This is a genomic window from Amycolatopsis sp. TRM77291 (assembly GCF_054166285.1).
The window spans coordinates 1757922-1766025 of sequence record NZ_JBSZHF010000001.1 but is presented as its reverse complement, the minus strand read 5'-3'; the positions used below and the strand labels follow the sequence as shown (position 1 = coordinate 1766025).

The window sequence follows — 8104 nt, the reverse complement described above, 5'->3', positions numbered from 1 at the left end:
GTTGTTAGGCCTTTTCGGGGCCCCGCCCCGGGCGCCGGGCCGCGGGGGGGGGCGGTCGGGTCCGGGCGCACCCCTGCGTGTGGCCCGGACGGCTAGGCGGTCAGGCGCGCGCCCAGAGCGCTGGGACGTTCGGCGGCTCCCAACCTGCCTGTGCTGTGTGGCCCTGCAGGGCCCGGTAAGTGGCACCGTCGTAGGTGACCGTCGCGCCGACGGCGTAGGTGGTGCCTGCCGCCCAGGTTCCGCCGGGCGGGTTGTTCGACGTCGTGGTGGTCGGCGTCGTGCTGGAGGGCGGGTTCGAACCCGAGGTCACCAGGCGCAGGTTGTAGACGCTCAGGATCTCCGAGATCGGCTGGAAGTAGAACGTGCCGCCCGAGCTGCAGTTGCCGGAGCCACCGGAGGTGACACCCTGCGCCTGGTCGCCCGCGAGCCACGAACCGCCGGAGTCGCCCGGTTCGGCGCAGGCGTTGGTCCGGGTGAGACCGGAAACGGTGCCCTGCGGGTAGTTCACCGAGGCGTTCTTCTGCTGGATGGTGCCGCAGTGCCAGCCCGTCGTGGAACCGGAACGGCAGACCGACGCGCCGATCGCGGCCTCCTGCGAACCCGCCACCGGCACGGTGCCCGGGTAGCGGTTCACCAGCGGACGCGGGGTGTTGCCCGCGTCCACGCGGACCCACCCGTAGTCGTTGCCGGGGAAGCTGGAGCCCGCGACGCTCCCGCTCGGGTTCGACGTCCGCGTCCCCGTGGTGCCGCAGTGTCCCGCGGTCACGAAACCGCCCTCGACCGAGAAGCCGATCGAGCACCGGCCCGAACCGAAGGTGTAGGCGTTGCCGCCGATGACGTCGATCAGCGGAACCGGGCTTTCGGCGCTGGTCTCGACCCGCACCGCGTCGGCGCCCACGCCGGCCGCGGTCGCCCACGACTTCGCGGCCGCCTCGCCACCGGCGTTGGCCAGCACCACGACGGAGTTCGTGGTGGCGTCGACGTACCAGCCGGGCACGGTCTTCGGCGCGCTGGTTCCCTTGGTGTCCAACGACAACTTCGCGGCTTCGAGTTGCGCGGCGCTCCGCGTGACCGTCTTCGGGGTCGCGCCGGCCGCACGGACGACACCCTCCAGCGCCGCGTCGGTGACCGCGACGGTCAACGTGCTCCCGGCCGCGTCGAGCCAGGAGCCTGCGTAGGACGAGCCGAGCCGCGACTTGAGGTCGCTGTCGGCGCGAGCGGCCTTCTGCTCGACGGCGAGGCGGGTCCTTGCCTGATCCGGGCTGATCTTCAGGTCACGCGCCAGTGCGGCGACGATCTCCGACTGGACCTGGTCGGCGGCCGACACGTGCTGGCCCGCGCTGGCGCTCGGCGTCAGCGCGATGGCCGTGACCAGGCCCGCGCCGGTCAGGGCCGCCGCGGCGGCCGCTACGATCTTTCGGTTCATTTCAGGCGTTTCCTCACCGCGTTCCGGAAGAAGATCTCGTTCCAGACCGTACGAGGCGCCCGCTATGAATGGTACATACCATTTAGGTCATATCCACCCCAGTGGACTGGACCTTTCGACCGCTTCCGCGCAGGTCAGCGCATCCCGGCGTCCGTGTAGTCCACGCCGTATCCCGGGTTCAACTCCAGGTACTTCGAGTAGGTCGGCCGTCGGTCGATCAGCTCGCCGTACACCGCGCGGGACAGGGCGATCATCTCCGCGGCGAAGGGGCCCATCTCCCCCCGCTCCGACCAGCCGACGAGGTTCCGCCAGCTCAGCGGATTCCCCGCGATCGGGACCGCGACGATACCGGGGATCTCGTGGAACAACGGCTGGCACAGCACAACCGCGTGTCCCGATTCGACCATCTCGATGCAGGTCAGCACGTCGGTTTCGTACAACGAACGCGGTGTGAACCCCGATCTCGCGCAGGCGGAGGCGAAACAGTCGCCGAAACAGCCGTCACCCGGCGTCGCGCACCACCGTTCGTTCGCGAGCGCGCCGAGTTCGACCTCGGGCCGCTGCGCGCGCTCGTCCCGGGCCGACATCAGCACGAACACCGGATGATGCGCGAGCGTCCGCCAGCGGAGGCCGGGCTCCGGTGGCGGCGCGGCGTCACCGCAGACGCCGACGAAGGCGAAGTCCAGCGCGCCCTCGGCGGTCATGTCCGCGAGTTTGTTGGCCGACCACGACGTATGCGTTGCGACATGGATGTCGGGATGGGTGGTGCCGAGACGCTGCAGGAGCGCCCCGAGCATCGGCCCCGTCGCCGAACCGAGCCGCAAGGTCACCGGCTCGCCGGTACCGGCGTGCTGGGCGAGCCGTGCCGCCTCGTCGTGCAGCGACGACACGGCGGGAAGCACCATCTTCGCCCTGTCGAGGACGAGGAGGCCGAGCGCGGTCGGCCGGGTGCCCGTGTGGTCGCGCAGGAACAGTTTCCCGCCGAGGGTCCGTTCGATGCGCTTCAGTTGTGCTGTCAGTGCAGGCTGCGCCATTCCGAGCGTGTTCGCCGCCTTGGTGATACTCCCGAGTTCGGCGATCGCGCACATGATGCGCAGGTGGCGCAGTTCCAGCTCCATCCCTCTACGTTAGTAGACATAACTGGACTGGACCAGACAAACGATTGAGCCAAATGGCTTCGTATCGCTTGGTTCGGCGATGCCATCGATGTCAGGAATCCCGGACGCGCCAGTGCTCCGGCCGATACTGTCACCACGGAACCGGCGGCGAGGGGAGTTCAGTGGCGGGCGAGCGTGGACGGATCAGGCGGGCGCTGGCGCGCGTGATCACCGACGACAACCTGGATCTGTACGTACTGGGCACCGTCGCACTGGCGTTCACCGTCCTCGGCGCGACCGGGATCTCGGACGTCAAAACGCTTTCGTCCGTGGTGACGGCGCTGCTGGCCCTGCTCGCCTTCTCCCAGATCCGCTCGCGGCGGCTGACCGAGCAGGTACGGGACGCCAGCCGGGGCGGCCCGGCGTCGTTCTTCGAACCGGAATTCCCCGCGGATCTCATCTCCCGGCGCGCGGCGGCGTTCGACATCCTGCTCATCGGCCATTCGATGACCAGGACCGTGCAGGGTATGCGCGGTGACATCCGGTCGATCCTCGAATCGGGCGGACGGATCCGGGTGCTGGTGCTGGATCCGACCGACGAAGAGCTAGTCGCCATCGCCGATCGCCGGATCTCCCAGAGCCTCGGACAGGGCCGGCTCCGGCAGCGGATCCTGGCGACGCTGGACGAGTTGACCTCTTTGAAGAGCAGGACGAGCGGCAGGCTGGAGATCCGGGTGTCGTCGCGGATCTCGTCCGCGGGCTTCAACTGTCTCGACGTCACGGGCAAACGCGGGCTGATCTGCGTCCAGCACTACGAATACCGGCCTGCGGGTGAAGCCGCGCCGGTGTTCACGGTGGAACCGAAGGACGCGCCCTGGTACCGGCTTTTCGCCGACGAGGCGGAACGGCTGTGGGAGGACGGCACGCCCTGGCCGCTGTCCCCCGCGGACCGGATCGGGCGGGCGCGCCGTCCGGTGTTCAGCGAGGACTTCGGCCCCGCGCTCGCCGAGGCGATCGACGGCACGGACGAACTCCTGGTCACCGGGATGGCCCGCAACACCCTGGTGAACAACAGTTACGGCAGGCTGGAAGAGCGGTTGCGCGCCGGCACCAGGATGCGGTTCGTGCTGATCGACCCGCATTCTCCCGCGATCGACACGGCCGCCTCGCGCTACTACGCCGTGCGGTCCCCGGAAAGCGCGCGGGAGCGTGTCCTCCACACGCTGCGGGTGCTGGCCGAACTGAAACGCTCGACCGGCGGCGACCTCGCGGTCCGGCTCGTCGCGCATCCCATCGCCACCGGGGTCGTCGTCACCGGTTCGGCACTGTTCGCCGAGTACTACACCTACCAGGCCGCGGGTGAGCCGAAGTTCGTGCTGCAGCCCGCGGACGGCGCGGCGTACCGGACCTTCGCCGGCGAGGCGGAGGCGTTGTGGAACAGCGCCGCACCGCACGACTTGACCGTGGAAGACGTGGAGACCGCGGGCAACTGAGCCGGTAACGGTTCGGGAACGGCGCCCGCCCCGGCCGATTCCACTCTCGTAGAGTGCCTTCTTCCGCGCCCAGGGGAGGGTTCGTGTACATCCACGCCAGACGCCGTTCCATCAGCTTCAGCGGCCGGACGGTCACCATCAAAGCCGCGGTCAAAGGGCTCAACAACAGGAAGCACACGTTCACCGTCGAGAAGATCAGCGGTATCACGAACATCCCGCCGACGGCGTTCAAGCCGGGAAGACTCGTCTTCGACGTGAAAGGCGCCTCCAAGGCCGTCGTCGAGGACGTTCCGCTGTACGCCGACAAGGTCGACATGAACACCTTCACTTACGGCGGCATGAATTCCAAGCACGTGAAGGAGCTCGAGGCGGCGATCAGGAAGGCGATGAGCGGCTGACCGTGGTCACGCGGCCACGCCAGAGGTCAACGCGTGTCGCGAAAGCCACTTTCGGGACGTCTGGTGTCCCGAAAGTGGCTTTCGCGACATCTTTGCCGTACGTGAAGGCGCCGTTGACCGGACCGCGTCACGTCCTCTTCGACTTGCGGTTCAGGAACGCCGAGGCCCCGACACCGTGCGCGGCGACGCTCAGCAGCACGGTCACCGCCATCACGCTCAAGGCGACGTCCGCCGCGTCCCCTTCCAGCGAGTTGAAGGCGAGCAGGCCGAACACGATCGACGCCGCGCCGCGGGGGGCCAGCAGGCCGATGGTCATCCGGTCCTTCCACCGGAAGTCCGTCCGCAGCAAGGTGAGCAGCACCGGGATCAGCCGCGCGACGGTCAGCGCGACGACGCTGACGAGCACGATGCCCCACGTGAGGCCGAAGGACAGCACCAGCACCGCGGTACTGCCGAACACGAACCACATCAGCAGCCCGCACAGCGAACTGACGTCTTCGGCGAGCCCGAGTTCGTCTTCGCTCGGATGCCGGGCGGTCTTGTAGGCGATCCCGCAGATGAACGCGGCGACGAAGCCGTTGCCGCCGATCGCGACGGCCGCGGTGTAGGTCAGCAGCGGCAGGGCGACGGCCGCGACTCGCGCGGAGTGCCGGGTCGACCAGCCGTGCCTGGCCGTCACGTTCATCGCCACCGCGGCCAGCGCGCCGATGACGGAGCCCGCCAGCACGGCCAGCAACGCCGCCGGGATCGCGGTTTGCAGCGCTTCGCCCGGCGTGTTCGCCTGGTGGTGACTCCCCGCGAGCGTGAGCGCGAAGATGAACACCGGGGCGACGACGCCGTCGTTGTAGCCGCTCTCCACGTTCAGCAGGTGCCGCACGCGTTCGGGCACCCGGACGTCGTGCACCACTGAAGTCGCCGGCGCGAAATCCGTCGGGGCGATGATGCAGGCGATCAGCAGGACCGCCGCCCAGCCGAGACCCGGCAGCGCCAGCAGGCCGACGCCCATGACGATCAGGATCGTCAGCGGCAGCGCGATCAGCAGCAGCCGCACCGCGGCCTTGGCGTCGTGCCCGAGATAGCCGCCCTTGACCGCGGTGGCGTCCACGAACAGCAGCAGCGCGAGGATCAGTTCCGCCGCGTTGAGCGCGATCTCGGTGTTGAGCCCGTTGCCGAGATCGTTGCGGGTGGTGAACCCGATCGCCAGCCCGGCCGCGACCATCGCCATCGGCGCGGTGATCTGCCACCGCTCCAGCCTGGCCGCCGTCATCGTCCAGGCCAGCACGACGACCGCGCCGACGAGCACGCTCTGGATCATCTTCCCGCCCCTCGTTCCCGGTGGACTCCCCCGCCACCGGGAACGAGTCTAGAGGCCGGGCCGGGTGCGAAGGTCCACAAAGGAACGTCGATCACACCACCGCGCCGTTGTCGTCACGCTGTCGCGCGGGCGACGCCTTCCTGGCCGGACGTCCGGCCCCGGGCCACCGCTTGTCGAGCAGGATCGCGACGGGACCGGCAGTGGCCACTGTGGACACTGTGCCCGCGACGAGACCGAGCAGGAGCGCGAGGGCGAAGTCGGCCAGCGATCCGTCCCCGAGGAACAGCAGCGCCCCGAGGACGAACAGCACCCCGATCCCGGTGTTGATCGTCCGCGGCAGCGTCTGCAGCACCGCCGTGCCGACGACCCGCGAGAACGGCTCCTTGCGGCGTTGCCCCCGTACCTCCCGCACCCGGTCGAAGACCACCACCGAATCGTTGACCGAATAGCCGATCACCGTCAGCAGCGCGGCGAGGAAGACACCGTCCATGGATTTGCCCAGCCAGGCGAAGATCCCGAGGATGATCAGGACGTCCTGCGCGAGCGCGGCCACCGTGGCCACGCCGAGCCGCCAGTCGAACCGCACCGCCAGGTAGATCAGCTGCGCCAGCACCGCGAGGCCGAGCGCGATCACGGCCTTGGTGCGCAGTTCGGCGCCGAGGCTCGGGCCGATCTGCTCGTCGCGGATCTCGGTGGCGTCGCCCGCGACCCCGGCGACGGCGGTCCGGATCCGTTCGGTGGCGTCCTCGTCGATCGGTTCGGTGCGGACGGAGATGTCCTTCTCCCCGGACGTCTGCACGACGGCGCGGGGGAATCCGGCGTCGGAGACCGCGTCCCGGACCCGCTCGACGTCGGCGGGCGCCGAGGTGCTGTATTCGACGACCCGGCCACCGGTGAATTCGACGCCGAGATTCGGCCCGGCCACGAACAGTCCCGCGATCGCGGCGATGACGATCGCGCCGGCCACCATCAGCCAGCGTTTCGGTTTCCCGAGGAACCCGGGGTCGCGGCGGTTCACCCATCGCCGGACGCGGCCTTCGTGGGTGAGCCCGGACCATCGCGGTCTGCGCGCGACCGGACCCCGCATCGTGAGGTGCAGCAGCAGACGCGTGAGCACGAGCGAGATGAACAACGCCACGACGACGCCGATGGACAGCGTCACCCCGAATCCGCGCACCGGGCCGGACGCCAGCCAGAACAGCAGGCCCGCCGCGAGCAGAGTGGTCACGTTCGAATCGACGATCGCCGACAACGCCCCGCTGAACCCGCGGCCCACCGACCGCGGCAGCGAACCTCCCCGTTTGACGGAGTGTTCCTCTCTCGCCCGTTCGAAGACGAGCACGGTCGCGTCGACGGCCATGCCGATCGCCAGGACGAACCCGGCGAGCCCCGGCAAGGTCAGCGTCGCGCCGACGGCGAGCAACGCGGCGTAGGACACGGCGGCGTACGCCACCAGCGCGCCGACGGCGATCAACCCGGCCAGGCGATACACCGCGAGCAGGAACAGCGCGGTCAGTGCCAGGCCGATCACGGCGGCGCGGGCGCTGGCGTCGATGGCGGCGGCGCCGAGCGTGGGCCCGACGGTGCGCTGCTCGATGATCTCGACCGGCGTCGGCAGCGCGCCCGCGTTGATCAGCAGCGCCAGATCCTTGGCTTCGGCAGGCGAGAACCGCCCGGTGATCTGCGTGCTCCCGCCGACGATCCCGACCCCGCAGGCGACCTGGGGGCTCACCTGCGGCGACGAGATCACCTTGTCGTCGAGCGCGATCGCCACCCGGCGGGTGGGATCACCCGGCGGTGAGCAGGCGGCCTGCCCGGTCAGCCGCTCCCAGGCACGGCCGGCGTCCCCTTTGAAGTCGACGGAGACCAGCCAGCCGCCGCCTTGGGAATCGACCGACGAGAGTGCCTCGTCGACGCCTTCGCCGGTCAGCGCGGCGGGTCCCAGGGTGATCGGCTGCCCGCTCTCGTCGTTGAGGACGCGGGAGTCGCCTGAAGCGGTGGCGAGCACGGGATGAAAGGACAACTGCGCGGTGCGGCCGATCACTTCGACGGCCTCGCGCGGATCCCGCACGCCGGGCAGTTCGACGATGATCCGGTTGTCGCCGGAGCGGGCCAGCATCGGCTCGGCGACGCCCAGCGCGTCGACCCGCCGTCGCAGCACTTCGAGCGTCCGGTCGGTGGTCTCGGCGTCGGCGGTGACGGTGGGCGAATCCTTGGTCTCCAGCACGATCTGCGTGCCACCACGCAGATCGAGCCCCAGTCTCGGGGCGGTGGTCAGCAACAGGTACACGGTCGCGGCGAGGACGACCAGCGAGACGACGGCTCGCCCGGTCATGCCTCGCCGCGCGGTTTCGCGCGGCACGGAGTTCTCCTTG

6 protein-coding genes are annotated in these 8104 nt (G+C 69.6%); 2 read left to right on the top strand and 4 right to left on the bottom strand.

Translation table 11 applies throughout. The features are described 5' to 3' along the window. Positions 1-100: 100 nt before the first annotated feature. Both ACXIZN_RS08380 and ACXIZN_RS08375 read right to left on the bottom strand, forming a co-directional pair. Complete coding sequence (locus tag ACXIZN_RS08380) at positions 101-1426, bottom strand: alpha-lytic protease prodomain-containing protein (RefSeq protein ID WP_457953407.1); 1326 nt, start codon at positions 1424-1426, stop codon at positions 101-103. Positions 1427-1560: 134 nt separating this feature from the next. Next, complete coding sequence (locus ACXIZN_RS08375; protein WP_034316722.1) at positions 1561-2544, bottom strand: LysR family transcriptional regulator; 984 nt, start codon at positions 2542-2544, stop codon at positions 1561-1563. Positions 2545-2705: 161 nt separating this feature from the next. Here ACXIZN_RS08375 and ACXIZN_RS08370 point away from each other — a divergent pair, with 161 nt between their 5' ends. Both ACXIZN_RS08370 and ACXIZN_RS08365 read left to right on the top strand, forming a co-directional pair. Continuing rightward, positions 2706-4016 carry a hypothetical protein gene (locus ACXIZN_RS08370; protein ID WP_457953405.1) on the top strand — a complete coding sequence of 437 codons (1311 nt, stop codon included), beginning with the start codon at positions 2706-2708 and terminating at the stop codon, positions 4014-4016. An 83-nt stretch (positions 4017-4099) separates the two neighbouring features. Beyond that, positions 4100-4414 carry a hypothetical protein gene (locus ACXIZN_RS08365; RefSeq protein WP_457953403.1) on the top strand — a complete coding sequence of 105 codons (315 nt, stop codon included), beginning with the start codon at positions 4100-4102 and terminating at the stop codon, positions 4412-4414. A gap of 127 nt (positions 4415-4541) precedes the next feature. On the opposite strand, the gene ACXIZN_RS08360 is transcribed toward ACXIZN_RS08365, so the two are convergent. Both ACXIZN_RS08360 and secD read right to left on the bottom strand, forming a co-directional pair. Continuing rightward, on the bottom strand, positions 4542-5729 hold the full coding sequence (locus tag ACXIZN_RS08360; protein ID WP_457953401.1) for a cation:proton antiporter: 1188 nt from the start codon (positions 5727-5729) through the stop codon (positions 4542-4544). 91 nt (positions 5730-5820) lie between these two features. Then, a complete protein-coding gene (gene secD / locus ACXIZN_RS08355) occupies positions 5821-8091 on the bottom strand; it encodes a protein translocase subunit SecD (RefSeq protein WP_457953399.1) in 2271 nt (756 codons plus the stop codon). Positions 8092-8104 lie beyond the last annotated feature (13 nt).